At 71.2% G+C, this 25,476-nt stretch carries 25 protein-coding genes; 9 read left to right on the forward strand and 16 right to left on the reverse strand.

Annotated features, from left to right (window positions below; translation table 11 throughout):
• Positions 1–350: 350 nt before the first annotated feature.
• Genes ACFWV3_RS27560 through ACFWV3_RS27605 form a run of 10 tightly spaced genes read right to left on the reverse strand, consistent with a single transcriptional unit; the run spans position 351 to position 9,641 of the window.
• Positions 351–947, reverse strand: coding sequence for an ATP-binding cassette domain-containing protein (locus tag ACFWV3_RS27560; protein WP_382415122.1), 597 nt, complete (start codon positions 945–947; stop codon positions 351–353).
• Positions 944–1,543, reverse strand: a complete 600-nt coding sequence (locus ACFWV3_RS27565) for an ATP-binding cassette domain-containing protein (RefSeq protein WP_382415124.1) — start codon at positions 1,541–1,543, stop codon at positions 944–946. The genes ACFWV3_RS27560 and ACFWV3_RS27565 overlap by 4 nt, the downstream gene beginning before the upstream one ends.
• A complete protein-coding gene (locus ACFWV3_RS27570) occupies positions 1,540–3,984 on the reverse strand; it encodes an ABC transporter permease (protein WP_382415126.1) in 2,445 nt (814 codons plus the stop codon). Before ACFWV3_RS27570 ends, ACFWV3_RS27565 begins: the two co-directional genes overlap by 4 nt.
• A gap of 21 nt (positions 3,985–4,005) precedes the next feature.
• Positions 4,006–4,701 carry a VOC family protein gene (locus ACFWV3_RS27575; protein WP_382415128.1) on the reverse strand — a complete coding sequence of 232 codons (696 nt, stop codon included), beginning with the start codon at positions 4,699–4,701 and terminating at the stop codon, positions 4,006–4,008.
• A gap of 12 nt (positions 4,702–4,713) precedes the next feature.
• On the reverse strand, positions 4,714–5,706 hold the full coding sequence (locus ACFWV3_RS27580) for a proline racemase family protein (RefSeq protein ID WP_382415130.1): 993 nt from the start codon (positions 5,704–5,706) through the stop codon (positions 4,714–4,716).
• Complete coding sequence (locus ACFWV3_RS27585; RefSeq protein ID WP_382415132.1) at positions 5,703–6,596, reverse strand: dihydrodipicolinate synthase family protein; 894 nt, start codon at positions 6,594–6,596, stop codon at positions 5,703–5,705. Before ACFWV3_RS27585 ends, ACFWV3_RS27580 begins: the two co-directional genes overlap by 4 nt.
• Positions 6,593–7,783, reverse strand: coding sequence for an FAD-dependent oxidoreductase (locus ACFWV3_RS27590; RefSeq protein ID WP_382415134.1), 1,191 nt, complete (start codon positions 7,781–7,783; stop codon positions 6,593–6,595). Before ACFWV3_RS27590 ends, ACFWV3_RS27585 begins: the two co-directional genes overlap by 4 nt.
• Positions 7,780–7,992: a 2Fe-2S iron-sulfur cluster-binding protein gene (locus ACFWV3_RS27595; RefSeq protein WP_382415136.1), complete on the reverse strand. Its 213-nt coding sequence runs from the start codon at positions 7,990–7,992 to the stop codon at positions 7,780–7,782. The genes ACFWV3_RS27590 and ACFWV3_RS27595 overlap by 4 nt, the downstream gene beginning before the upstream one ends.
• Entirely contained in the window at positions 7,989–9,068 is a 1,080-nt protein-coding gene (locus ACFWV3_RS27600) for an NAD(P)/FAD-dependent oxidoreductase (RefSeq protein ID WP_382415138.1), read from the reverse strand. Before ACFWV3_RS27600 ends, ACFWV3_RS27595 begins: the two co-directional genes overlap by 4 nt.
• A 27-nt stretch (positions 9,069–9,095) precedes the next feature.
• Positions 9,096–9,641 carry a helix-turn-helix domain-containing protein gene (locus ACFWV3_RS27605; protein ID WP_382415140.1) on the reverse strand — a complete coding sequence of 182 codons (546 nt, stop codon included), beginning with the start codon at positions 9,639–9,641 and terminating at the stop codon, positions 9,096–9,098.
• Positions 9,642–9,671: 30 nt separating this feature from the next.
• Between ACFWV3_RS27605 and ACFWV3_RS27610 the strand changes: the two genes are divergently transcribed.
• Complete coding sequence (locus ACFWV3_RS27610; RefSeq protein WP_382415142.1) at positions 9,672–10,058, forward strand: hypothetical protein; 387 nt, start codon at positions 9,672–9,674, stop codon at positions 10,056–10,058.
• Here the strand turns inward: ACFWV3_RS27610 and ACFWV3_RS27615 are convergent.
• Both ACFWV3_RS27615 and ACFWV3_RS27620 read right to left on the reverse strand, forming a co-directional pair.
• The gene (locus tag ACFWV3_RS27615) at positions 10,055–11,392 is read right to left on the reverse strand and encodes a tetratricopeptide repeat-containing protein (protein ID WP_382415143.1); all 1,338 of its coding nucleotides are present in this window, start codon (positions 11,390–11,392) and stop codon (positions 10,055–10,057) included. The genes ACFWV3_RS27610 and ACFWV3_RS27615 overlap by 4 nt on opposite strands.
• Positions 11,393–11,408: 16 nt before the next feature.
• Positions 11,409–12,275: a DUF4231 domain-containing protein gene (locus ACFWV3_RS27620; protein ID WP_382415145.1), complete on the reverse strand. Its 867-nt coding sequence runs from the start codon at positions 12,273–12,275 to the stop codon at positions 11,409–11,411.
• A gap of 132 nt (positions 12,276–12,407) precedes the next feature.
• On the opposite strand from ACFWV3_RS27620, the gene ACFWV3_RS27625 reads away from it, so the two are divergent.
• Genes ACFWV3_RS27625 through ACFWV3_RS27640 form a run of 4 tightly spaced genes read left to right on the forward strand, consistent with a single transcriptional unit; the run spans position 12,408 to position 17,474 of the window.
• Positions 12,408–15,065: a hypothetical protein gene (locus ACFWV3_RS27625; protein WP_382415147.1), complete on the forward strand. Its 2,658-nt coding sequence runs from the start codon at positions 12,408–12,410 to the stop codon at positions 15,063–15,065.
• 12 nt (positions 15,066–15,077) lie between these two features.
• The gene (locus ACFWV3_RS27630) at positions 15,078–15,731 is read left to right on the forward strand and encodes a hypothetical protein (protein WP_382415149.1); all 654 of its coding nucleotides are present in this window, start codon (positions 15,078–15,080) and stop codon (positions 15,729–15,731) included.
• A 22-nt stretch (positions 15,732–15,753) separates the two neighbouring features.
• The gene (locus ACFWV3_RS27635) at positions 15,754–16,599 is read left to right on the forward strand and encodes a hypothetical protein (RefSeq protein ID WP_382415151.1); all 846 of its coding nucleotides are present in this window, start codon (positions 15,754–15,756) and stop codon (positions 16,597–16,599) included.
• A gap of 44 nt (positions 16,600–16,643) precedes the next feature.
• Positions 16,644–17,474, forward strand: a complete 831-nt coding sequence (locus ACFWV3_RS27640) for an oxygenase MpaB family protein (protein ID WP_382415153.1) — start codon at positions 16,644–16,646, stop codon at positions 17,472–17,474.
• On the opposite strand, the gene ACFWV3_RS27645 is transcribed toward ACFWV3_RS27640, so the two are convergent.
• On the reverse strand, positions 17,464–18,228 hold the full coding sequence (locus ACFWV3_RS27645) for an alpha/beta fold hydrolase (RefSeq protein WP_382415154.1): 765 nt from the start codon (positions 18,226–18,228) through the stop codon (positions 17,464–17,466). The genes ACFWV3_RS27640 and ACFWV3_RS27645 overlap by 11 nt on opposite strands.
• A 96-nt stretch (positions 18,229–18,324) precedes the next feature.
• Between ACFWV3_RS27645 and ACFWV3_RS27650 the strand changes: the two genes are divergently transcribed.
• Positions 18,325–19,815, forward strand: a complete 1,491-nt coding sequence (locus ACFWV3_RS27650) for a chitinase (protein WP_382415156.1) — start codon at positions 18,325–18,327, stop codon at positions 19,813–19,815.
• Between the two features lie 36 nt (positions 19,816–19,851).
• Here the strand turns inward: ACFWV3_RS27650 and ACFWV3_RS27655 are convergent, their stop codons facing one another.
• Complete coding sequence (locus ACFWV3_RS27655; RefSeq protein ID WP_382415158.1) at positions 19,852–20,493, reverse strand: transcriptional regulator; 642 nt, start codon at positions 20,491–20,493, stop codon at positions 19,852–19,854.
• A 70-nt stretch (positions 20,494–20,563) separates the two neighbouring features.
• Between ACFWV3_RS27655 and ACFWV3_RS27660 the strand changes: the two genes are divergently transcribed.
• A complete protein-coding gene (locus ACFWV3_RS27660) occupies positions 20,564–20,890 on the forward strand; it encodes a DUF6204 family protein (protein ID WP_382415160.1) in 327 nt (108 codons plus the stop codon).
• On the opposite strand, the gene ACFWV3_RS27665 is transcribed toward ACFWV3_RS27660, so the two are convergent.
• Complete coding sequence (locus tag ACFWV3_RS27665) at positions 20,865–22,109, reverse strand: amidase family protein (RefSeq protein WP_382415162.1); 1,245 nt, start codon at positions 22,107–22,109, stop codon at positions 20,865–20,867. The two genes, ACFWV3_RS27660 and ACFWV3_RS27665, sit on opposite strands and share 26 nt — an antisense overlap.
• A 64-nt stretch (positions 22,110–22,173) precedes the next feature.
• The gene (locus ACFWV3_RS27670; RefSeq protein ID WP_382415164.1) at positions 22,174–24,306 is read right to left on the reverse strand and encodes an RICIN domain-containing protein; all 2,133 of its coding nucleotides are present in this window, start codon (positions 24,304–24,306) and stop codon (positions 22,174–22,176) included.
• A gap of 96 nt (positions 24,307–24,402) precedes the next feature.
• On the opposite strand from ACFWV3_RS27670, the gene ACFWV3_RS27675 reads away from it, so the two are divergent.
• Together ACFWV3_RS27675 and ACFWV3_RS27680 are read left to right on the forward strand one after the other, a co-directional pair.
• Entirely contained in the window at positions 24,403–24,912 is a 510-nt protein-coding gene (locus tag ACFWV3_RS27675; protein WP_382415166.1) for a helix-turn-helix domain-containing protein, read from the forward strand.
• The gene (locus ACFWV3_RS27680) at positions 24,902–25,468 is read left to right on the forward strand and encodes an SRPBCC domain-containing protein (RefSeq protein ID WP_382415167.1); all 567 of its coding nucleotides are present in this window, start codon (positions 24,902–24,904) and stop codon (positions 25,466–25,468) included. Before ACFWV3_RS27675 ends, ACFWV3_RS27680 begins: the two co-directional genes overlap by 11 nt.
• Positions 25,469–25,476 lie beyond the last annotated feature (8 nt).

Genomic DNA, 25,476 nt, shown 5'->3' on the forward strand with positions numbered 1-25,476 from the left:
CCCCAAGCGATGCCGAAGGCGAGCAGTAACAACCCCTGCGCACTCGCGACCGCGATGCCGAAGGCGAGCCGTGCAGACCTTGCCCAGATGGGTAGCGGTGCACCCACTCGTGGTTAGGCGATTGGGGCTTGACTTTGGGTGCGAGGTGCTACCACTTGTGGATCGGCCGGGTGCGAAGCATCCGGCCTTTTCCGGCCGAACCAGCGCCTCGCAAGGGCCCCGAAGTCAAGCCCCAATCGCGGATCGTCGCGGAGCGGCGATGTACCCAGTCTTTCGTCCGAGGTGCACGCCCACGCTGGAACAGGCACCAGACCGCAATGGCGACCACGCTGGAACCCCAGAAACCCGCGTCAGCGAACCCGCCCATCCGCCAACACCAACACCCGATCCGCCACCTCATGCACCGCGTCATGATGAGTAGCGATCAACACCGCCGCCCCCTCATCCGCAACCCGCCGCAACACCCCCACCGCAGCCACAGCACTGGCCGCATCCAGATGCGCCGTGGGCTCATCAGCAAGCAAGGCCGAAGGACGAGCGACAACCGCCCGAGCCAACGCGGCCCGCTGCTGCTGCCCAAAGGACACCTGGCCGGGAAACCGCGCCCCCAGGGACCCGATCCCCAACTCCACCAACAACTCCGACACCCCGACCACCGGCCGCCCAGCCAACCGCAACGGCAGAGCGACGTTCTCCTCCAACGTGAGCTCGGAAGCCAGCCCAAGCGACTGCGGCAGCACCGCACAGGCGGACCAGGACGCGAGACCGGGCGACACCGACCCGCGGTCGGGAAGGTCGAAGCCGCACAGCAACGACAGCAGAGCGGTCTTCCCCGACCCGGAAGGCCCGCTCAGCGTCACGAGCTCACCGGCACCGACAGCCAGGTCGACCCCACGCAGCACGGAGACCCCGCCGAACGCCCGGTGCACGCCACAAGCCTGGATCATGACGCCGCCAGCGGCACGCAGAGGTCCGCCAGCTCCACCAGGCGCGGGTCGTGCGAGGCGACCACGGCCGGCACGGGCAGCGAGGCCAGCGTCTCCAGCACCAGGTCGGCGGAGCGGACGTCCAGCTGGGAGGTCGGCTCGTCGGCGACCACGACGGAAGCCCCGCGGGCCAGGGCGCACGCGAACGCGAGCCGTTGTTGTTGCCCACCCGACAAGGCGCCGATCCGCCACGTGGCGGACCCCGCCAGTCCCAGACCGTCCAAAAGGGAGTGGTCGGCGGCTCCGGCGGCGCGCAGGTTCTCGCCCACGGTCAGGTGCTGGATCAGGTTGTCGGCCGGGTTCTGGAACACGACCGCGATCTCCTTGCGCCGCAACGCCCGCAGCTCCGCCCACGACAGCGAGGACGTCGCCACGTCGCGCACGAACACCTCGCCGGACGACGGTCGCTCGACCAGCGAGAGCACGCGGAGCAGCGTCGACTTGCCGGAGCCGGACGGGCCGGACAGGACGGTCAGGCCGGGTGCGATCGACAGGGAGACGTCCGCCACGGCGCGCACGGCACCGTAGGACACCCCCACGCCACTGGCACGGATCACCTGAGCAGCTCTCCCATCCGCGCGGTGCGGATGCCGCGCAACGCAAGCCATGCGGCCACCACGACGACCAACAGGCCGCCCAGCAGCATCGTGCCGACCAACGGGGTCAGGTCGGGCAAGGAGGGCGCCGGGTTCAGCCACGGCGCGGGGTCCAGTCTCGGCACGGCCGCGCCGGCGCTCGCGAACGACGCCAGCGCCCCCACCGCCAGTGCCAGCGACGCCAGTGCTCCCACCTCCAGCAGGTGGCTGGACCACAGCACGGCCGGGCGCATGCCCATGCGGGCCGACAGCGCGCCGGAGACCGCGTTCTGGCGGCGGCGGACCTCGACGGCCAGCAGCAGCGCCACGGCAGCCACCACGGCCAGCACCACGCCGATCGCCGTCACGAAGCCGAAGGTCCACTCCACCGTCAGGAACGGCAGGCCGTCCAGCACGCGGGCGCGGTCGGCGACGTTCGTGTAGTGGATGCCCGCCGCCTGCAACGACGAGGTCAGCGCCGGCAGCGGCAGCGACGACCACAGGTGCCACGACCCCACCTGCTCGGCGGCGGGCACCGCCTCCCGTGAGATCACGTAGCCGCGCGTACCGAGCTTCGGGAACGTCGGCAGGGACGCCACGGGCTTCAACAGCGGCAGGCCGGGGATCTGGATCTCCTGGTTCGGCGCGCGGCCGATGCGCAGCGCGGGCGCGGTCTCGCCGGTGCGGCGCAGGCCGGAGATCAGCGTGCGGACCTCGGCGGGGTCGTCGAGCACGGCCGCGTCGGTGAACGTCGCCGGGTCCACGACGAGAGCGCCGGTGCTCACGCCGACCAGGGTCGTGGTGCCCCGCAACGACGACGGCAGCGCCACCCGGCCCAGTGCGACGTCCTGCGACACCTGGACCGTGCTGGTGGCGCCCACGAACACGCCGGACTTCGAGTCGAGCGCCGACCGCTGCGCGCCCGCCACCGCGCTGCCCACGGCGATGGTGCCGACGGCCAGCACGCCCACCAGCAACACGCCGGTCACGGGTCCCACGGCCGCCGCGAGCCGGCGCAACGCCAGCTGAGCGGCCGGAACCCGCCACCACTGCACCCGGTGCGACCACGCGAGCGACCAGCGCAGCAGCCGGGTCGCGAGCAGCGCGGCCGCCAGCACCACGAGCAGCGGGAACGTCAGTGCCGCCACGTCGATGCGCGGCAGCTCGGCGGCCTTCAGCGTGGTGCCCAGACCGTTGCGGGACAGCCGGACCCACGCCAGCACCGCCAGCCCCGCGACGACCAGCTCCCACGGCACCAGGGCGAGCCGCCACGACCGCGCGCGCCGCTGGAACGTCCGGTGCGCCCGCCACGCCGCGACGAACACCGTCACGGCCAGCGACGCGACCACGACGGCCAGGACGACACCCAGGGCCACCCACACCGTTCCGGAGGGCAGCACGACCCCCGGCGCGTACAGCGGCAGCAGCAACCGGGCGGCCGCCAGCCCGAGCAGGCCGCCGACGACCAGCGGAAGCCCCAGCTCCAGCACACCGCGGACGCCGAGCGCCAGCGGGCCCGCCCCGCGCACCCACAGCAGCCGCAGCTCGGAATGCCGCCGCTGCGCCCACTGCACGGTCACCGTGCCGACGCCCGCGAGCCCCACCAGCACGCTGATGAGCACCAACGGCAGGAGCGCGGACGAGACGTTGCGCTCCGAGGTCCGCGCGGCGGTGATGGCACCGGACAGCTGGTCCGTGCGCGTCAACGGCAGCCCGAACGACGTCACGAGCGCGTTGCCCCTGTCCCGCAGGGCTTCCGCGTCGGCCAGGGTCGCCGGCGGCGCGGTGGGGAACCGCAGCGACACCGTGGCGTTCGAGGAGAACCCCGGCGGCAGGGCGGCGAGGTCGGACGACTGGCCGACCCAGATGACCGAGGTGCTGTCGCCGTCGCCGCCCAACGGGTTCGGCACGACGTTCTTGGCCTCGGAACACCACCAGTCCGCGACCGGCTGCGCGAGGTCGGCGTAGATCGCGCTGACGGTCAGCGGTGACCCGGTCAGCCGGTCGCCGACGCGCACCCGTGCGGCGGTCGCGATGGTCTGCGGCACCCACAGGCCCGTGCCGCCACCTTTGACGACGGTCAGGTGCGCCGTCGCGTCCGGCCGGTAGCCGAACCGGCCGTAGGTCGCGAGGCCGTTGAAGTCGGGACGCCCGATGCGCGTGTAGACGGCGCCCAGGTCACCACGTGCCGCCATCGGGACGGCGTCGCTCAACGGCAGGCCCTCGCCGTCGAGGGACGGGTGCACGGACTGCGAGCACATCCGGCCCTCTTGGTAGGAGAGGGCGGCGCTGCCGGACGAGGAGGAGTGCAGCACGGCCGCGGCCACGACGAAGCCCAGCAGCAACGTCGTCGCGATGCTCACGACCAGCGTGAGCGGGCTCGACAGCGCTGCCCCGGGCGCGGCTCTCCACGGCAACTGCACGAGCGCACGCTAACCGGCGCTCTACCGTTTCGGGAGGCTTTCGGAGGTAACGGAACGCATCACGCCGAACCTGGCACCGAACGGGTCCGCGACCACGGCGATCCGGCCGACACCGGGCAGGTCGAAGGGCTCGTCGACCACCCGCGCCGCGCCTGCCGCCCGATCCACGTCGGCCACCTCGAAGTACGGCAGCCAGTACGCCTCGGCGTCGGTCACGATCGCCCCGAACGTGTGCTCCGGCCCCGCGTCCTCGGTCCGCAGGAACTCGCCGGGAGCGCCGGGGATCCGCTGGACGTCCCACGAGAACACGGACCGGTAGTAGAGGGCCGACCCGGCGGGGTCGGGGGAGCGCAGCTCGAGCCACGCGAGCGCCCCGGTGGAGGTCACGGCGTCCAGCCCGGCGCGTTCCCCGCCCTCCCAGACGCCGAACCGCGCGCCCTGGGCGTCGGTGTGCCGGTACGTCCGCCCGAGCCCGGCGAAGTCCCGCCCCAGCCGACCGGCGTCCCGCGTGCGGAAGTACACGGTCCACCCCGCGGGCTCCGCCGGCACGTGCGCCGCGACCGTGCGGCCCTCGTAGGTGAAGAGCCCGGTGCCGGTGCCGAGCGGCTGGTGCTCCCAGCCCAGCACGCGGCCGTAGAACGCCGCGGCGGCGTCCGGATCGGGGGAGCCCAGGTCGATCCACGCCGGGGCTCCCGGCACGAAGTCGGTGGTCAGCATCCAGGCAGTTTGCTAGAGCGTGAACCCCTCCGGGAACGGGTCGGTCGGATCGAGCAGGTACTGGCCCATGCCCGTGATCCAGGCCCGGCCCGCCACCGTCGGCACCACCGCCGTCCGGTCGCCCAGCGGGACCTCCTCCAGCAGCCGGCCGATGAACCGCGTGCCGATGAACGACTCGTTCACGTAGTCCGCGCCGATCGCCAGCCCGCCGCGGGCGTGCAGCTGGGCCATGCGTGCGCAGGTGCCCGTGCCGCACGGGGAGCGGTCGAACCAGCCGGGGTGGATCGCCATCGCGTTGCGCGAGTCGGCGCCGTCCTGGCCGGGGGCGGTGAACTGGACGTGCTTGCAGCCGCCGATCGCCGCGTCCAGCGGGTGCACCGGGCGGTTCACCTGGTTGATCCGGTCCATGATGGACAGTCCGGCGGCCAGGATCCTGTCCTTCTCCGCGCGGTCGAAGGGAATGCCGAGCTGCTCCAGCGGCAGGATCGCGTAGAAGTTGCCGCCGTAGGCCATGTCGTACCGGACCTCGCCCAGCCCCGGCACGTCGACGACGGCGTCCAGCTCGTGCGCGTACGCCGGCACGTTGCGGATCGTCACGAGCTTCGTGCGGGTGTCGTAGTCGGCGAGGACCAGCCCGGCCGGGGTGTCGAGGCGCACGGTCGTGACGGGCTCGGTCACCTCGACCATGCCGGTCTCCACCAGCACGGTCGCGACGCCGATCGTGCCGTGGCCGCACATCGGCAGCAGGCCGGACACCTCGATGAACAGCACGCCCCAGTCCGCGTCCTGACGCGTCGAGGGCTGCAAGATCGCGCCGCTCATGGCCGCGTGCCCGCGCGGTTCGTTGACGAGGAACTTCCTGATGTGGTCGTGGTTCTTGATGAAGTTCAGGCGCTTCTCGGCCATGGTCTCGCCGGGGATCACCCCGACGCCACCGGTGATCACGCGGGTCGGCATGCCCTCGGTGTGCGAGTCGACGGCGCTGTAGTACTTGGCGAACCTCATGACGTGGCCAGCTTCATGTCGGCGGTGACCTGGTCGATCTGCTCCTGCGTCAGCGGACCGCGCGGAGGACGGCACGGACCGCCGTAGCGTCCGACGAGGTCCATCGACAGCTTGATGGCCTGCACGAACTCGGTGCGCGAGTCCCAGCGGAACGCGGGCACGAGCTTCTCGTACAACGCGCGGGCCTCGGCCAGCTCTCCGTCCAGCGCGAGGGTGAACAGCTCGACGCTCTCGGCCGGGAACACGTTGGGGTAGCCCGCGAACCAGCCCGTCGCGCCCATCAGCAGGCTCTCCAGCACGACGTCGTCCGCGCCCGCGACGACGGTCAGGTGCGGTGCGGCCGCGCGGATCTCCAGCACCCGTCGCACGTCGCCGGAGAACTCCTTCACCGCTACCACGTTCTCGATCTGGCCGAGCTCGGCGAGCAGGTCCGGCGTGAGGTCGACCTTGGTGTCGATCGGGTTGTTGTAGACCATGATCGGCAGCCCGGCCTTCGCGACCTCGCGGTAGTGGTGCACGACCTCACGCGGGTTGGCCCGGTACATGGTGGGCGGCAGGCAGAGCACGCCGTCCGCGCCGTCCTCCGCCGCGAGCTCGGCCCAGTGCCGGGCCTGGTGCGCGCCGGCGCCGTGCACGCCGATGACCGCGATGCCCTTCCCCTTCACGGCGGCGATGGCGGTCTGCGCGACCTGGCGGCGTTCCGCGTCGGTCAGCGACGAGTACTCGCCCAGCGACCCGTTCGGTCCCACACCGCGGCAGCCGTTCTCGACGACCCACCGGCAGTGCTCGGCGAACCTGTCGAGGTCCGGGCGCAGTCCCGCCGGTGCCCCGGCGTCCTCGGCGTAGGGGAGCGCGGTGGCGACGATGACGCCGTCGAGACGTTCGGTCATTTCTTCTCCTCCGGAAGGTCGGCGAGTTCGCCCAGGGGGATCGGGACCGCGATCACGCGGCGCTGGCCGTCGAACGGGACGCCGGTCAGCTCGGCGGCGTTGCGGGCGCAGATGCGGCCCTGGCACCGGCCGAGCGCGACCCGGCTGGAGAGCTTGAGCTCCCGCATGCTCGTCGCGTCGGTGAGGTCCTCGAGACGGACCTTCTCGCAGCGGCACACCGTGGTGTCCGGGTCGAGCCACGTCTTCCAGCCCGGCTGCACGGCGTGGACCCTGTTCAGGGCTCCGGCGAACAACCGGCCCCGGCGCACGGCCTCCAGCGCCTCACGCGGCGGTTCCTGTTGTGCCGCAGCGGCTCCGGCGACGACGCCCTCAGCCTCGGCGAGGTCCGCGCCACCGATGCCGGTGACCTCGCCGGCCGCGTAGACGTTCGCGACCGACGTCCGCTGGTGCTCATCGACGTCGAGGAAGTCGTTGGTGCGCTTGGCGTCCGGGACGAGGTCGGTGCGCGGCAGGAAGCCGTACCCGACGCACACCAGGTCGGCGTGCACGGTGCGGTGGCTCACCGGGCGCCACTCGCGGTCGAGCTTCGCCACCGTGACGCGGTCGCCCTGCTTGCCGACGACAGCGGTGCGGGTTTCCAAGTGCCGCAAGGCTTTCCGGTAGCTCGCCAGCTCGCCGATCTTGTGCCGGTTGGCGGCGATCGCCTTCGCCTCGCGCAGCCACCCCACCGGGGAGGAGGCCTCGTAGACGCCGACGAGCGTGGCGCCGAGGTCCTGGAGCGCGGTGGCGACGGGGAGCAGGAACGGGCCCGTGCCGGTGACGACGACGCGTTCGGCGAGGGTGACGCCCTGTTTGGCGAGGGCCTGGGCGGCGCCCGCGGTGATCACGCCGGGACCGTCCCAGCCGGGGAAGGGCAGGGGACGGTCGTAGGCGCCGGTGGCGATGACGAGCGCGTCGAACGGCAGTTGCCGCGGGCCGCGCAGGTGGAGCGTGTTCCCTTCGACGAGCCAGGCTTCGGTGTTCTTGAGGTGCGTGACTCCCCGGTGCTCGAACTTGGCGCGTCCACGCATGTACTGGCCGCCCGCCGCGGGTTCCGAGTCGACCATCGTGACCTCGGCACCGGCGTCGGCGGCGGTGCGCGCGGCGGCCATCCCGGCCGGGCCGGCTCCCACGACCACGACCCTCACGACGTCGTTCCGGTGTGCGTCGTCCCGGTGTGCGTCGTCCTGATCTCGTCGCCGTCGCGCAGCGGATGGCGGCACGCGCGGACCTCGGGCACGCCGTTGATCTCCGCGACGCAGCCGAAGCACACGCCGATGCCGCAGAAGAACCTGCCGGGCAGCAGCTCCGCGACGTGGGCGACCTCGTGCGGCTCGCCGTTGAACGTCACCTTCACACCATCACCTCCTGGCGGTCGACGCGGAACGGGCGGGGGTCGACGAGCGGGGTGCCGCCGGTGAGCAGGTCCGCCAGCAGGCGGCCGGTCGCCGGGGCCAGGCCGACGCCCGCGCCCTCGTGGCCGGTGGCGTGCCAGAGGCCGGGGGTGCGCGGGTCCTCGCCGATGATCGGCAGGTGGTCCGGCGCGTACGGGCGGAAGCCGCCGTACGCACGCATGACCGGCACGTCGGCGAGCATCGGGAACAACGCGATCGCCCTGCGCGCCAACGCTTTCAGGACCCTGCTCTCGATCGTGTCGTCGAAGCCCTTGCGTTGCCGGCTCGACCCGATGAGGACGGTGCCCGCCTGCGTCGACTCGACCACGCCGGACGTCTGCAGGTCGGCGTCACCGCTCGCGACCGCGCCGACGTAGTCCGCGTCGTAGACCTTGTGCCGGACCCGGCCGGGGATCGGGGTGGTCACCAGGACCACGCCGCGGCGCGGCAGGACGTTGACGCCGAAGCCGCGGGCCCACGGGCCGGTGGCGTTGACGACGGCGCCGCAGCTGATCACGCCGTCCGCGGTGGTGACGCTCCGGCCGTCCACGGCGGACACCTCGGCGTGGCGGACCGCGATGCCGCGCAGCAGGGTTCGCGTGGCCTTGACCGGGTTGAGCTGCGCGTCCTGGGGGTAGTGGACGGCCGCGGTGATGGCGGGGTTGAGGTGCGGTTCGCGGGCGAGCGCTTCCTGCGGCGTGATCTCGCAGGCCTCGACGCCCACCGCCCGCTGGCTCGCTGCGAAGGCGTGGAGCGGCCCGGCGGCGTCGGGGGTCGTGGCGACGACCAGACCGCCCTTCTCCTCCCACTCGGCGTCCGCGGCCAGCTCCGGCCACAGCTCCCGGCTGGCCTTCGCGAGGTCGAGCTCCGGGCCCGGCCCCTTGTCGCTGACCAGCACGTTCCCCTCGCCGGCCGCACTCGTGCCCGAGGCCGGTCCACGGCGGTCGACCACGAGCACGTCGAGCCCGCGCGCCGTCAGCGCCTGGGCGCACGCGGCCCCGATGATGCCCGCGCCCACGACCACGACGTCCGGGTGCATCGCCACCTCCGTTCAATAGAATGAACGTTAGTGCTTCGGATACTCCAGCACCAGTACCGAGCTGACCTCACCGCCGACCGTCTCGTACAGGTGGGGGAGCGAGCCGGGGAAGCACACGTAGTCGCCCGGCCCCAGCTCGTACGGCTTGTCCGGCGGCCCGACCCGCAGCTTTCCGCTGGTGACGAGCACGTGCTCCTTGCCGGGATGACCCTCGGTGGTCTGCGTGGCACCGGGCCGGACGCGCTGGTCGTAGATCTCCAGCACGGTGTCGCCGATGTCCATCCGCCGCATGAGCCGCAGGTCGACGGCGTTGCTGGAGAGCACCTCGACGTCCGCCGACCGCACCAGCACGACGTCCGGCGGCGTCCGCTCCGTCACGAGCTCGGACACCGGCACGTCCAAAGCGTTCGACAAACTGAACACCGTCTCGATGGTCGGGTTGCCCGACCCGCTCTCCAGCTGGGACAGCGTGCCCTTGGCGATGGACGACCGCCGAGCGAGCTCCGACAGGGACAACCCGCGCTGCTCCCGGAACGCCCTGATGTTGGCGCCGAGCACCTGACCCGCACTCATAGCCACTGATCGTTGCATAGGCTGACACCCATGACTGCGTACACGGAGGCGGAGGGGCAGACCCTCCGCACGGCCGTTTTCGGTGCCATGGTGCTGGTGTCCACAGCGGACCCCGGCGCCGTCGACGAGGAGAGCCACGCCGGCATCAGGGCCATGACCCTGCTCTCGGACGACCTGCGCGCCGTGGTCGACGCCGCCCCGCCCACGCTGCCACGAGGATCGGCGTCCGACGTGGAGGAGGGCGTGCTGGCCGCGCTGCGCTCCTCGGTGGACATCATCACCGCCCGCGAACCGCGCGACGTGCCGATCTTCCGCGCGGCCGTGGCGGAGATGTGCCGGTCGGTGGCCGGGGCGGACGGCGAGGTGGCGGTGGCGGAGAAGACGATGGTGACGAAGGTCGTCGAAGCACTCGGTTAGCCGGCCGCGGCCTGCTCGTACTCGGCCAGGAGCGCCTGCAGCGCCTCGGTCACGTCGTCGGGCAGCCAGCCGGTGGACACCATGTCGCGCACCGGCTCCACGGCGGTCTTCGCGGCGCGCACCCGGTGCTCGTCCGCGAAGTCGCCGAGCCCGGCGCGGGCGGCCTCGACCGCCGCGGCCGCGTCACCGCTGAACGCCAGCGTCTCCGCGTAGTCCAGCAGGCCCCACGCCTCCGGTTCGGTCCTCGTGACGTACTCGGCGAGCTGGCGGAGGTTGCGGAACTCCTCCAGCGCGGCCTTGCGCGCGGTCGTGTCGTCGCGGGCGAGCAGCACGTCCAGCCGGCGCACGTTGGTCAGCGGGTACAGGGCGTGCTTGTCGATCTGGGAGGCCTCCCAGTAGGCGTCCCTGGCCTGGCGCAGGTTCTCCACCTGGTGGTCGGTCCTGCGGGCCCGCCGCCGGTGGACCCCGCCGAGGATGGCGTAGGCCTCGGAGTCCTGGCCGTTGAGGTTCACGGCCTCCTGCAACGACTTCGCGGCGCTGTCGAGGTCGCCGTGGCGGCTCTGCGCCACGCCCAGCTCCCGCCACCACTCGGCCTGACCGCGGTCGATCCGGATGGCCTGCTCGAGCATCTCGATGGCCTCGGGTTCCTTGCCGGCCCTGGTCAGCTCCTTGCCCAGCTCGCCGAAGGCGTCCGCACGGCCGGGGTTCACCTTGATCACCTGGCGCAGCAGGTCCGCCCGGTGGTGCGCGGTGGACTTCATGGCGGCGGTGAACAGGTCGTCGCCCCGCGCCGACTTCAGCTCGGCGATCTGCCGGTGCAGCGCGTCGAGGTCCGCCCGTCTCACCTCGATCGTGTCGACGTGCTCGCGCACCGGGCTGTCCACGTGAGCCAGCCGCAGTCCGGTCGTGATCACCTCGGCGATGGTCTCCAGCGCCTCCTGCAGCTCGGACGGGTCCTTGCTGTACGGGATCGCGCGGACGTTGGCCACGTTGAACTTCATGTCCTGCGCGGTGTCCTGGCAGACGAGCACCGTCACGTTGTCCCGCAACGCCCACCGGACACCCAGCTCCAGGTACACGTTGGGGTTCGCGCCGGTCAGGTCGGCGATGTAGACCTCGGCGTTCCTGGCCTCGGCGAACATCGACGGGTGGATCGCGCCGGAGATCCGCTTGTCCTTCTCGATGACGAGCTCGACCTCGCGGCCCAGCCGGTCGGCGAGGACCTTGCGCAGCGGCTCGTACAGGTGCCTCTTGATCTTCTCCGGTTCAGCCCACTTGGGGTTGGGGCCGAGTGTCGTCCCCGGCATCGCGACGAAGATCGTCAGCGGCTTCACGGTCGTCTCCCACAGGTCAGGTCGTGCTCGGGCGCGAGGCCAGCCAGGCAGCGTGTTCCTTGCTGATCACGGCTTCGGCCTCGGCGACCGTGGTGGCCCAGTCGGTCTCGGCGGTGAAGGGGAGGTGCCGGTAGATCCGGGCGAGCTCGCTGGCGGCGGCCAGGTAGGCGAGGTTGAGGTTCTCGTACTGCCGCAGGCCGATCCACGCCGCGCCGCCCGCCACCGCCGCGGCCATCACGCCGGACAGGTCGACGTCCCAGACGCCGTTGATGCGCAGGATGGCGAGCACGATCGCGACGAACTCCCCGCCGAACAGCAGGAACCGCCACAGGGTCGCGCGCTTCTCGTTGCGCTCCGCCCGTTCGCGGTACCAGGTCAGCTGGCCGAGCACGCGGATCTCGCGGTAGGCGTCCCTGCGCTCGGTGAACGACCTGCCGCGCAGCTCGGTCATGGCCTGGTCGCCCGCCGCGTTGGTGCTGGTGAGCAGGAGCTTCTTGCTGTGCTCCGCGACGATCTCGTCGATCTTCGCCTCCAGGTCCCTGCGCACGTCGCCCGCGTCGCCGGGGAACGGGTCGCCCGCGACGGCGTAGCGCCAGGCCAGCGACTTCACGCGTTCCGCGACCGCCCTGCCCGCGTTCCACTTCAGCTCGGGGTGCAGGGCCCACAGCAGGAACTCGCTGAACAGCGCCACGAGGAAGCCCCCGAGCGCCACCCACGCCCAGAAGTCGACGCCACCGCCGATCTTCCACTTGAACGCGCCGCCCACCGCGGCGAGCACCGCACCGAGCAGTCGCACGCGGCTGAGCCGCAGGGTGGCGCGCTGGCCACGCGCGGAAGCCGTCTCCGCGTCGTGGTAGACACCGGGCAGGTGCGCATCGTCCATCCGCTTCCGCTTCCTCCTCTTCGACAAAGCTGATCGTGAGAGACGAAACGTGTGTTACCACGTTGGTGCCTCGGCCGAGCGGTGTTCCGAGGCGACGAGCGGGTGTTCACCCGTACAGCGGAGGGGGGCAATGTGCCGGATGCGAAGACGTACGCCGCGTTCATCTCCTACAGCCACGCGGCGGACCACACCCTGGGCCCGTCCCTGCAGGAGGGCATCGAGAGGTTCGCCAAACCCTGGTACCGCACGAGGGCGCGGCGCGTCTTCCTCGACAACTCCGTGCTGGCGGCCGAGTCCGACCTCACCGGGGCGATCCTCGACGGGCTGAGCAGGGCGGAGCACTTCCTGCTGCTCGCCTCGCCGGCGTCCGCGAGCTCGCGCTGGGTCGCGAAGGAAGTGGCGTGGTGGCTCGAGAACCGCGACCGCCGCAGCCTGTTCGTGTTGCTCACCGATGGAGAAGCGGTGTGGGACAACGGGGTTCTCGACCTCGCGCGCACCACGGCGCTGCCGGAGGCGTTGCACGGCATTCCCGAGCCGCGGTGCGTCGACCTGCGTGACCTCCGCGACGTCGAGCTGGACGCCCGCAACCCGCAGTGGGAGTCGGTGCTCGCCGACGTCGTCGCGCCGCTCGACGGTGTGGAGAAGCCCGAGCTGATCGGCCACCACCTGCGGGAACGCCGCCGCACCAGGCGAACCGTCACCGCCACGATCTCCGTGCTCGCCGTGCTGCTGGTCGCGGCCGTGATCTTCGCGGTCCGGTCCGAGCAGCAGAGCGACCGGGCGCAGCAGCAGACGCTCGTGGCCACCTCGCGGCAGCTCGTCGCGCAGGCCGCGGCCATCCGCGACACCCGGCCGGGCATCGCCCGTCAGCTGCTCGCCCAGGCCTACCGGATGTCGCCGACCGCCGAGGTGCTGGGCGCGTTGGTGGAGAGCCCGTCGATCCCGCGCGTGGTGCCGACGGGGCAGAACGTGACCGCGCTGGCTTTCGCGCCGAACGGCGAGACGTTCGCGGCGTTGCGGGAGAACGAGGTGGTGGTCTACGACGGCACCACCGAACGGAAGACGATCCGCCTGGGAGAGCGGGGTTTCGACGTGGCGTTCCACCCTGACGGCAAGTACGTCGTCGTGAGCGGCGACAAGACGATCGAGGTCGTCGACATCACCGACCCGAGCCGCAGGCACGTGCGGCAGGGCGGCGCGAGCTCGCTGGCGTTCGCGCCGGGAAAGCCGGTCCTCGCCGCGGGCGGGCTGGTCCTCGACCTCGCGGACCCGCTGGCACCGAAGGAGATCGCGGTCGTCTCGGCCAGCCGCGGCACGTCGGCGCTCAGCGCGGACGGTGGCACGCTCGCCCTGGGCCAGGCGGGCAACGTCGTCGAGCTGTGGGACCTCTCCTCGGCCCCCGTGCGGCGCGCCTCGTTCGCGGTGCGGGGCGCCGCCGTCGCCGAGCTGCGGTTCTCCCCGCGGGGCGCGGTGCTCGCGGTCACCACCGGTGACGAGGCCGTGCAGCTGTGGAACACGGCGAGCGGCGAGCTGTACAGCGTGCTCACCGGTGCGGAGCAGCACGTCCGGTCGATCGCGTTCTCTCCCGACGGCACGATGCTGGCCGTCGGCGACATCGTCGGCAGGATCAGCCTCTGGGACGTGGTCGACGTGGTCAGACCCAGGGCGACGCCCGCGTTGACCGGCCACATCGGCGAGGTGTCCGCGCTCGCGTTCCGCGCCGACTCGCGGATGCTCGTGTCCGCGAGCCACGACGGCGCACCGGAGCAGCCCGTGCTGCGGTTGTGGAACGTCCTCGCGGCGGCCAGGTCGTCCGCGCTGGCGGTGCTGCCCACGGGCGGCAACGAGCTGGCGTTCGGGGCGAACCGGCAGCTCGCGACGGGACGGCCGACGGTGCTGTACGACCTGAGCGACCCCGCCGCCCCGCGCACCGTCCGCACGCTGCGCACCTACAACGTCGTCCGGCAGCCCGTCGCGTTCAGCCCCGACGGCACCAGGCTCGCGGTCGGGCTGCCGGTCGTGCTCATGGACCCCGGCAGCGCAGCGTCGCCCGCCGGCAAGCAGGTCGAGGGCGCGGAACGGGTGGTGTTCAGCCCGGACGGCCGGCTGGTGGGCACGACGTCGATCGGGGACGGCGCCGTGCTGTGGGAGCGCCGGGGCGACGAGGTGGTGCGGGCGGCCGCCTTGCCGGGCACCGGGTTCACGCGCAACGGCATCTCGTTCGACCCGGACGGCCGCCGGGTGGTCACCGCGGGCCCGACCGGCGAGTCGGTGCTGCTCTGGGACGTCGGCGATCCCCGGCAGCCCCGCCAGGTCCTCGCGATCGACACGAAGGACGACCCGGTCGACGCCGTGCTGTTCGGTCCCGGCGACGGCTACGTCGTCGCGGGGACGAAGGGCGGGTCGATCGCCGTGTGGCGGGTGGACGGCACGCCCGTCGCGCGGGTCGCCGCCCACCTCGGCAGCGTCCAGAACCTGGTGCTGCACCCCGACGGCCACACGCTCGCCAGCGCGGACACCTCGGGCGAGGTGACCATCTGGGAGTTCCGCGACCCGGCCCGGCCGCTCGGCGTCAGCCTGCTGACCTCGGGCAGGCTCTACGACGAGGCCGCGATCGCGTTCAGCCCGGACGGCAGCCTGTTCGGCGCGGCGGACGGCATCCGCACCACCCTCTGGAACATCGAGACGCCGAGGTTGCTGGCGCGGCTCTGCGCGGACTCGCCGGCCATTCCGGAAACCGTGTGGCGGCAGTACCTTCCTGACATCCCTTACGACCCGCCCTGCGCGTGAAGGGACACCATCGTGAGACGTGTTCTCCTGCTTGTGTTGCTGTTGACGGCCTGCGGTGAGCCGTCGATCGGCCCGAAGATCTCCGACCCGGCGCAAGCCGGCGACACCACCGCCGTCACGAGCGCGCCCACGTCCGCCGGTCGGCCACCGCTCGGCGACGCACCGGACGACCTGCGGCAGGTCGACTGGCTGCGGGTGCGGATCCCGGCGGCGTTCTGCGGCGTCGACGACCCCGTCGAGTTCGCGGACGGCAAGGCGAACGCCACCTCCACGACGTGGGGCGAGGTCGGACTGTGGCTCAGCACCGACAACTACGTGCGCTACGGCGACATCGACGCCGACGGCAGAGACGAGGCCGCGCTCGACGTCGGCTGCGACAACGGCGGCGGCACGGCGTCGAGCGAGCTCGCGTTCGGGTTCGTGGTCGTGCGGTCGGCCGGCGGGAAGCTCGAGCTGGTCGGGGAGATCGCCACGACGACGATGCGCGACGACGCGACGCACGTGCCGCTGCTGACCGACCCCCGGTTCGAGAAGGGCGTGATCACGGTGAAGGAGCTCTGGTACCGGCCGAGCGACGCGAACTGCTGCCCGAGCGGGGCCTCGCTGACCCGCTGGTGGCTGCGCGACGGCACGCTCGTGGCCGACCAGGCCGTGCAGGTGTCGTGAGCCTCGATAGGGTGCCGTGCTCATGGGGGAGTTCAACGAGTTGCACCACGCTGTCCTGTTCGGCACGACCAGCGAGGTCGCGGCGCTGATCTCGCAGGCCGACGACGTCGACGTCCTCTTCGACGACCGCACGCCGTTGTGGCAGGCCGTGTTCGCGCGCAAGTACGAGAGCGTGGACCTCCTGCTCGCGGCGGGTGCGGACCCGGCGCGGCCGATGATGTCCGGCTGGTCGCCTGCCCGGCTCAGCCTGGCGACGGACCACCCGATCCCCACCGGCGAGGTGCTCACCGCCGAGGAGCAGGCGGCGATCGTCGAACGGGACCGGCTCGTCGCGGCCCTGGACGGGTACCCGGAGTTCGGCTTCTTCAGCTTCGCGTGCGTCGCGGGCATCGACTCCGACGAGGCCGTGCGGCGGTTGGAGGCCGACGTGGTGCCGTCGGCCGAGGTTCCCGATCCCCTGGACTGGTGGAACGAGCCGTTCGGTGACGACACCGAGGTCGCGGTCGGCATCACCGACGTGCCGGGCGGGTGCGTCGTGGTGCAGCCCTGGTCCTGCGCGGCCTGGCTGCCGGCGGTCACCCTTCCGCTGTCGGTGGGCACGACCGTCCAAGCCCTGCACGACAGTCCCACGAACGGTTACCGGGGCCGTGTCCACCGCGACGGTGTGCCCGTGGACCAGGCTCTGGATCCCGGTGGCCTCCCCGGCCAGGGCCTCGGCACCGCGGAGGTGCTCCTGACCCACCTCTACTTCGGGAACGGCGTCGCGTACTGCTGCGCCTCCGCGGGGGTGCGGCCGGAGAACACCGGGGCGTTCACCACGCCCGCCCGCTGGGCCTTCCTGTCCGACCGGGTCCGCTGGGACCTGTGAGCCGCGCCGTGCGGTTCTCAGCTGCCGGCGCGCATGATGGAGTGATGCTGGAGGCACTGCGACGACAGCTGAGCGAGAGTCTCTTCGAGCGGGTCGCGGGTCCGGACCGCGCGAGGCACGCGCGGCGGATCCACGAGACGCCCGGTGAGCGCATGTTCGCCGACGACAGACCGATCCGGCACGTGCACGCGGACCACGCGATGTTCATCGGCGGGCTGCGGGCGTTGCTGTTGCAGTCGTTGCACCCGTTGGCGATGGCGGCGGTCGCGCAGCACTCCGACTACCGCACGGACCCGTGGGGGCGGTTGCAGCGCACGAGCCTGTTCATCGGCACCACCACGTACGGCACGGCCGAGCACGCGCGCAAGACGATCGAACGGCTCGCACAGGTGCACGAGCACATCCACGGCACCGCGCCCGATGGCCGCTCGTACCGCGCCGCCGATCCGCACCTGCTGGCGTGGGTGCACGTGGCCGAGGTCGACAGCTTCCTGCGCTGCCACCAGCGCTACGGCGACGAGCCGCTCGACGACTACGACGGGTACGTGGCAGACATGGCGGTGATCGCCGACGCGATGGGCATCCCGGACCCGCCGCGCACGACCGCCGAGCTCGAAGCGCGGCTGGGCGCCTACCGGCCGGAGCTGCGCGGGACGGCCGAGGCGCGGGAGGCGGCGAGGTTCCTGCTGGTCAGGGCGCCGTTGCCGGTGCTGGCGCGCGGGCCGTACGCGATCTTGAGCGCCACGGCCGTCGCCACGCTGCCGGTGTGGGCGCGGATGCCGTTGCGGCTGCCCTACCTGCCGATCGCGGAGGCCACCGGCGTGCGGGTCGCGGGCCACGCGTTGATGCGCGGGCTGCGGTGGGTCACGAGCTGAGGAAGTCCGCCACCAGGGGTGTCGCCACGTCGCGGAACTCCTCGAAGTAACCGTGTCGAGCTCCCTCGATCAGGTGCATGCGCGCGCCGGGAATCCGTTCGGTGATGAGCGGGGCGTTGGCCGTGGGGTTGAAGATGTCGTCGGTGCCGTGCACCACCAGCGTCGGCGCCGTGATCGACGGCAGCACGTCCCACGCGTTGTGCTCGCCGCTCGCGAACAGGTGCCGCTTGCGCGCGTAGGGCGGCATGTCCGGGTCGCCGAGGGTGTTGAACGGCCCGCGGTAGGCCGGGGTGTACATCAGGGCTTCGAGGGCCCGGCGGGCCTTCATCGCGTCGACCTGCGCCAGCGACCTGCGCACCTCGGCACTGCGTTCGATCGCGTGCGGGCCGCCGGGGGAGGTGCAGCCGAGCACCAGCCGGTCGACGCGCTCGGGGTGCGAGGCCGCGACCCACTGCGCGATCCGGCCGCCCATCGACGTGCCGTAGACGTGGGCCCTGCCGATGCCGGCGTCGTCGAGGATCGCGACGCAGTCGGCCGCGAACATCCCGGTGCTGTACGGGACGTCCGGTTTGTCGCTGGAACCGGTACCGCGGTGGTCCGTGACGATCGTGCTGAACGTCCTCGAGAGCTCCGGCCGGACCTGTGACCACCAGCGGGAGGAGTTCGCCTGGCCGGCGACCAGCAGCAGGGGCGGGCCCGCACCCTCCACCGAGTAGAAGAGCCTGGTTCCGTCGGCGGCGCGAGCGTGGGGCACGGACGGTCAGTCTAGGACCTTGACTAACGGGTTGATGGTCTAGTCCAATTCCGACAAGGACCCCCTGCCGGCCGCCAAGCGTGGGATGGAGCAGCCATGATGTTGTTCGCTCGAATATCCGCGGTGGCCGCACTGGTGCTCGGCACCGTGATCGTGAGCCTCGCCCCTGCCAACGCCGCCGGTGTCACGGCGACGTTCTCCAAGCAGTCCTGGGACACCGGGTACACCGCGACGGTCACGATCAAGAACGAGACCAGCGCGGCCATCAGCTCGTGGAAGCTCGAGTTCGACTACCCGTCCTCGACGTCCGTGGGCGCCTACTGGGACTCGTTGCTGACCAAGAGCGGCAACCACAACGCGTTCACCAACCGCGAGTACAACGGCACCGTCGCGCCGGGCGCCAGCGTGTGGTTCGGCTTCAACGCCTCCGGCACCGCCGACCCGGCGAACTGCACGATCAACGGCTCGGCCTGCACCGGTGGCGGCACGTCGCCGACGACGACCACGACGACAACCACCACCACTACGACGACCACCACGACCACGACGACGACCGGTCCGCCTCCCACGGGCTCGCTGCCGCGCAAGGTGCTCGTCGGCTACCTGCACGCGAGCTTCGCCAACGGCTCCGGCTACATCCGCATGAAGGACGTGCCGGACGAGTGGGACGTCATCAACCTGTCGTTCGCCGAGCCGACCAGCGCGACGAGCGGTGACCTGCGGTTCGCCCAGTGCCCGGTCGCGGAGTGCCCGAACGTCGAGTCCGAGGCCGAGTTCATCGCCGGCATCCGCGCCCAGCAGCAGAAGGGCAAGAAGGTCAACATCTCCATCGGCGGCCAGAACGGCCAGGTGCGGCTGGAGACCACGGCGGCGCGCGACGCGTTCGTGCGCTCGGTGTCGGCGATCATCGACAAGTACGGCCTGAACGGCCTGGACGTCGACTTTGAGGGCCACTCGCTCTCGCTCAACCCCGGTGACCTCGACTTCAAGAACCCGACCACGCCCGTGGTCGTGAACCTGATCTCGGCGCTGCGGTCGCTGAAGGCGAAGTACGGAGCCAACTTCGTGCTCACCATGGCACCGGAGACGTTCTTCGTGCAGGTCGGCTACCAGTTCTACGGCGGCACGGGCACCGGCGACGCGCGCACGGGCGCGTACCTGCCGGTGATCGAGGCGATGCGCAACGACCTGACGTTGCTGCACGTGCAGGACTACAACTCCGGACCCGTGATGGGCCTGGACAACCAGTACCACAACATGGGCGGCGCGGACTTCCACGTCGCGATGACCGACATGCTGCTCGCCGGGTTCCCGGTGCGCGGCGACGCGTCGAAGTTCTTCGCGCCGCTGAAGCAGGAACAGGTCGCGATCGGCCTGCCCGCCGCACAGTACGCGGGCAACGGGTTCACGTCGGTCGCGGACGTCCAGACCGCGCTCGACTGCCTCACCAAGGGATCGCGGTGCGGCAGCTACAAGCCGAAGGGCGTGTACCCGAACCTGCGCGGCCTCATGACGTGGTCGATCAACTGGGACAAGTACAACAACTACGAGTTCTCGAAGGCGCACAGGGCTTATCTGCCCCGATAACGGTCGTGGGGGCGGCTTGCGGGCCGCCCCCACCCGTCACGCCAGCGTGGACCAGAACTCCAGCTCGTACGCCTGCAGCAGGCGGCCGTAGCGCCACGCGTGCTTCGGCTGCCAGCCGCCGTCCAGCGCCGCCTGCACCGCCGCGATCGCGCGTTCCTCCAGCTGCGGCGCCGGAGTGGCGAAGAAGTCGACGAACGCGCACGCCTCGTCGTCGAACCCGTAGTGCTCGCGCAGGCCCTTGGCCATGCGCGCGCAATAGCCGCCCCACGCCGTGAAGTTCGCCAGGATCGCGAGGATCACGTCGGTCGGCTCGCCGTTGAGCGCCATCCACGCCTGGTAGGCGGGGTAGGACTGACAACCGGGGAACGGCTCGTACCCCTGGAAGTCTTTCGCCGACATGCCCGCGGCCTCGGCCAGCGGCTGCAGCATCGGCAGCACGAGCTCCTCGCCGCCCGCGAGCAACGTGAAGAACGCCCGCGCGTTCGGCTCCTGCGCCTTCGCCGCGAGGGCCAGGAACGTCCGCCAGTCCGACGACACGATGTGGTTCTCCTCGGCCGCGAACGTGGCGATGACGCCGCGCGGGGCCTCGCCCGTCTCGATCAGCTTGACCACGAGGTTGTCGTGCTCACCGGGGTGCAGCTCCGTCCGGATGCGCCTGACCAGCTCTTGTGCGTTCATGGATCATGATTCTCGCGCATCCCGGAAATCGTTCGCCAGGGCCGCGGGTGTTCGGGGACCATCTTCGCTCGTGGCTGAACACACCTACCGAGTACTCGTCCGCGGCCGCTTCGCCGACCTCACCGACGACCAGCGCGCGTCGTTGAAGCAGCGGCTCGCCGGGTTCGACTTCCTGCGCGACGCCGGCTTCACCGAGGAGGGCGCGCTCGCCTACGACGAGAAGCTCGACTTCTTCAGCTACCGGGTGATCCTGACGGCCGCGGACAAACCGGACGAGGCCGGGCTGCGGCGCGCGTCCACCGCGCTCGACGAGCTCGGCGTCGACTTCAAGGGCCTCAAGGCCAAGGTCACCGACATGGACGAGATGAAGATCAACCGGCCGAAGCGGCTGGGCTGAGCGCGACCTCCAGGACCGCCGTCGCGTCCAGGGCCAGGTCCTCCCGGTAGGGCCGGGAGAGCACCTGGACGCCGGTCGGCAGCCCGTCGCGCAGTCCTGTCGGCACCGCCACCGCCGGCACGCCGACGAAACTGCTCGCCTCGCACAGCTTCGTCGCTTCGAGGTACGCGGCGAGAGCGGCCGGGCCGCGCCGGTCCTCGTCCGGCTCGAACGACGGCACGGTGGACACGGGCCCGAGCAGCACCGGGTAGCGGTCGAGCACCAGGGCCCACTCCCGCTGGATCGCGAGCCGCGTGCCGGTGGCGGCGAGGAACTCCGCGAGGTCCAGGCCCGGCCGCACCTCCAGCAGGTGACGGACGTTCAGCGCCACCTCCTCCCCGGCGAACGCGGCGAACTGCGCGTAGCCGAGGGCGATCGGCGTGGTGATCATCCGCGTGGCCAGCTCCGCCGCCTCGTCCAGCCGCGGCAGGACGACCGGTTCCACCTCGTACCCGGCGGCGGCGAGCCTGGCGGCCGCCGCCTCGACCACGGGGTCGCCCGGCACGAACCCGGCCACCGCCGCGACCGGCGGTCCGGACACCGGCACCGCGACCGCGCGGGGGTCGGCCGGATCGGCGCCGCAGACCACCTCGTGCACCATCCGCAGGTCGGCGACGGTGCGGGCGATGGGGCCCTCGACCGTCATGACCTGCGTCGGGTACGCCGGGTCGAGTTGCCCGAGCACGGCACCCTGCGGATAGCGGCCGTGGCTCGGCTTCAGGGCGCACACGCCGTTCAGGAACGCGGGCAGCCGCAGCGATCCGCCGCTGTCGTTGCCGATCCCCAGGCGCACCATGCCCGTCGCCACCGCGACCGCGTCACCGCCGGAGCTGCCGCCCGGTGACTTCGCGGGATCCCACGGGTTGATGGTGTGTCCGGCCAGCTCACTGCAGGTGTGCATGCCACGGGCGTTCAGGGTCGGCATGTTCGCGTGTCCGGCCGGTGTCGCCCCGGCCGCGCGCAGCCGCGCGACGATCGGTGCGTCGGCCTGCTTCACGTTGCCGGTCAACGACTTCAGCCCGTGCGTGGTGGCGGCGCCCGCGACGTCGATGCCGGCCTTGACCGAGAACAGGACCCCGGCGAGCGGCCCGCTCGCCTCGTCGGGCACGTCGAACACCGCGGTCAACGCGGTGTAGACCGGGTTCAAGGCTTCGATGAGCCGCATTTGCTCGGTGAACATCCCCATGCTCCAGTCTATTCGGCCGGAGCACGGGGATGGGGTCGTTACCGCGGAACTCGGTGCGTCATCCCGGGTAGTTGGCGAGGTAGGCCTCGGTCGACCCCGCCGTCACCCGCCCGCCGGAGCTGTTGATGATCCTCTCGATGGTTCCCTTGCCGCCCAACGAGATCGTCACCATGCTGTGGAACTTCACGCCCGGCGTGTTCGGCACCTCGAACGCCCGGTCGGCCACCACGCTCGGGTTGGCGTTGGCGAAGATGTAGCTGCCCAGGCCCCACGCCTCGTGCGTCGTGACGTTGTTGGAGACCTTGTACGCCGCGTAGCCGCGTGTCGAGCCGTTCATCCACGCCGCCTGGTTGGGCGCCTCGTACGGCATCTCGTTCTGGTAGAAGTACGTCCGGCCGCCCTGGCCGTTCCAGATGGTCTGGTACTTCTGGTAGTGCTCGACGAAGAGCCCGTACATCGTCACGTTGTTGCCGTTCACGACCAGGCCGGTGTCCGCGGTGTTGACGTCCCAGCCGACGCCGATCGAGTGGTCGCCGCGCCACAGCCAGAGGTGGTCGCCGATCACGTTGTGGCTGTTGACCACCAACGAGGTCGTCGCCCGCCCGACGGCCGAACCGCCGATGCGCACGTAGAAGTCGTGCACGGACGTCGGGTTGGCCGAGTGGTCGGCGTTGCTGCCCGGTGCGCCGATCTGCGCGAGCAGCGACGAGTTGGTCGGGGCCGCGTCGACGAGCAGGCCGGCGATCTTCACACCGTCCACGTCGGCCACGTCCAGCGCCATGTTCCCGTTGGTGGGCATGACGGTCGCGAGACCGAGGCCCATCACGACGGTGTCCGGGCGCGTGACCCGGATCGGCTCGCTGACCTGGTGGATGCCCGGCGTGAGCAGCAGGTGCTTGCCGGCCGCCAGCTGGGCGTTCATCGTCGCCGCGCTCGTGCCGGGCTTGGCGATGTAGAACTGCGACAGCGGGATGTTCGTGCCCTGCTGCGAGCCGCTCGCCCACGTGGTGCCGCTCGAGCTGGAGCGCAGCGCCGGGACGAAGACGTTGTAGTTGCCGCCGCCGTCGACGTTCAGGAACGGCTTCTCCCGCACGACCGGGGTCTGCCCGACCGTCGTGTAGGGCGGCTCCGGGAACGTGTTCTGCGGGGCGTTGCGTGCGCCGACGAACACCATGTTCCAGTTCTCACCGGTCCACGAGCCCCACTCGGTGTTGCGCGACAGCCACTGCTGCTGCGACCCCGACCGGACCTGGCCCGTCACCACGGAGTCGGCCAGGAAACCACCGCTCGACCAGCCGTTGTCGTCGAGCTGCATGTTGCCGTAGGTCTTGGTGCGGCGCATCGCGGACGCCTGCGAGACGGCCCACGTGTTGGTGCCGCTCGGGGGCCGGATCGCGAGGTTCTCCGCGCCGCGCCAGAAGTTGTGCGTCGCGTTGCCCTGGAACCAGTCGGCCTCGACGTGCACCTGGCCGTTGATCGTGACGCCGTCCGGCAGCATGCCCAGGCCGAGGACCTGGGTGAAGAAACCGATGTTGACGTCGACGTTGTAGCTGCCCGGCTTGAACATGATCGCGTAGCGGCGGGCGTCGTACTGGCCCTGCTCCTGCTGGCGGAACACGTCGTTCAGCCGCGCCTGGATGGTGCTCGCGGACATCGACGGGTCGAAGACCAGCACGTTCGGGCCGAAGTCCGGCTGACCGGGGTTCTGCGTCACCGTGCTCAGCCTGAACGACTGCGCGTTGGTCCCGTTGCAGGTGTACTGGACCAGCTGCACGTCGTTGGTGGTCGCGGCGGGCACGTCGAGGCACTTGCCGCTGTGCCTGCTCACGAACCGGTAGGTGTCGGTGCCCACCTGTTCCGGGCGCCATTGCTGGTTGTTCGCGGTGAAGGACTGCCACATGTGGATCGCCGCGTTGTCCTCGGCGGAGACGTTCGAGACGTCCCACACGGCGCCTTCGCCGACGGTGTAGTAGCCGTCGCTCGTGGCCGTGAACTTCCACGTCTGGCCGGAGCATCCTTGTTGGCGGAGCTGTGCGCCGTTGGCCGATCCCAGCGACTCCACGCACTTTCCGCTGCCGACGTTCGTCACTTGATAAGCGGTTCCGGGCACGACGTCGGCCTGCGCCGCGACCGTCCACACAGGAACGATCGCCGCTGCTGCCAACGCTGCCACCAGCAGGGGGGTTCTCACCGGTCACAGGGTGGGGCGGTTCGTTGCAACCGTCAACGAACTTACCTGTTTCCGGTCGCGTTCCGGTATTGACAAATCGTTTTGTCAAATGCGACCGTGCTGCGCGTGGAACTGTCCCCGTTGCGCCGGTCGTTGCTGGAGCTGCTGAGGTCGCCCGCCTCGGCGACTCAGCTCGCGGCGGTGCTCGACCTGCCCCGGCAACGGGTGAACTACCACGTCAGAGCCCTGGAGCAGGCCGGCCTCGTCGAGCTGGTCGAGGAACGCCAGAGGCGCGGTTGCGTGGAGCGGGTGCTGCGCGCCCGGCCGGGCCGCGAGGTCGACGCCGGCGTCCAGGACCAGTTCGCCGCGACGCACCTGGTCTCCGTGGCCTCCGGGGTGGCGGCGGACGTCGAGCGCATGTCCGGCGCGGCGGCCTCTGCGGGAAAGCGCTTGCTCACGTTCACGGTGGAGACGACGGTCCGCTTCGGCGCGCCCGGCGACGTCCACGAGTTCACCAGCGACCTCGCCGAAGCGGTGCGGCAGGTCGCGTTGAAGTACGACACCGAGTCGGGCCGCCCGTACCGGGTGGTCGCGTTGGGCCACCCAGGAGTCTCCGATGAGCGATGAAGGCGTCCGGATCGAGATCACCGTGGCCGCACCCGTCGACGAGGTGTGGCAGTCGTTCCGGGACAGGGAGAAGCTCCGCCACTGGCACGGCTGGGACATCCCTGAGCTCGACGCGGAGATCGACCAGATCTACTTCACCGACGTCGAGGAGGACGGCACCACGCTGATCGTCCACGGCCACGACACGTTCGCGCTGACTCCCGTCCCGGAGGGGACGCGGGTCGTGTGCACGCGTGCGCCCAAGGGGACCTCGCCGGAGTGGGACGACTACTACGACGACATCACCGAGGGCTGGATCACGTTCCTGCACCAGCTGAAGTTCGCGCACGAGTACCACCCCGGCGAGAAGCGGCGGACGTTGTTCTGGCCCGCCGAGGTCGATCTCGGAGTTTCAGGCAAGCCGTTCTTCGAGTCGGCGAACCAGCGCGGTGTCGTGGTGGAGGAGTGGGGGCCGGGGTTGCTGGTGGTCAGCGCCGGGAAGATGACCGTGGTGACGACGTACGGGTTCTCGGACGAGGAGCTGGAGGCGCTGCGCCGGAAGGGTGACGCGTCGTAACGCGCCAG

This window comes from Lentzea sp. NPDC059081, from assembly GCF_042738015.1.
GTDB lineage: Bacteria > Actinomycetota > Actinomycetes > Mycobacteriales > Pseudonocardiaceae > Lentzea.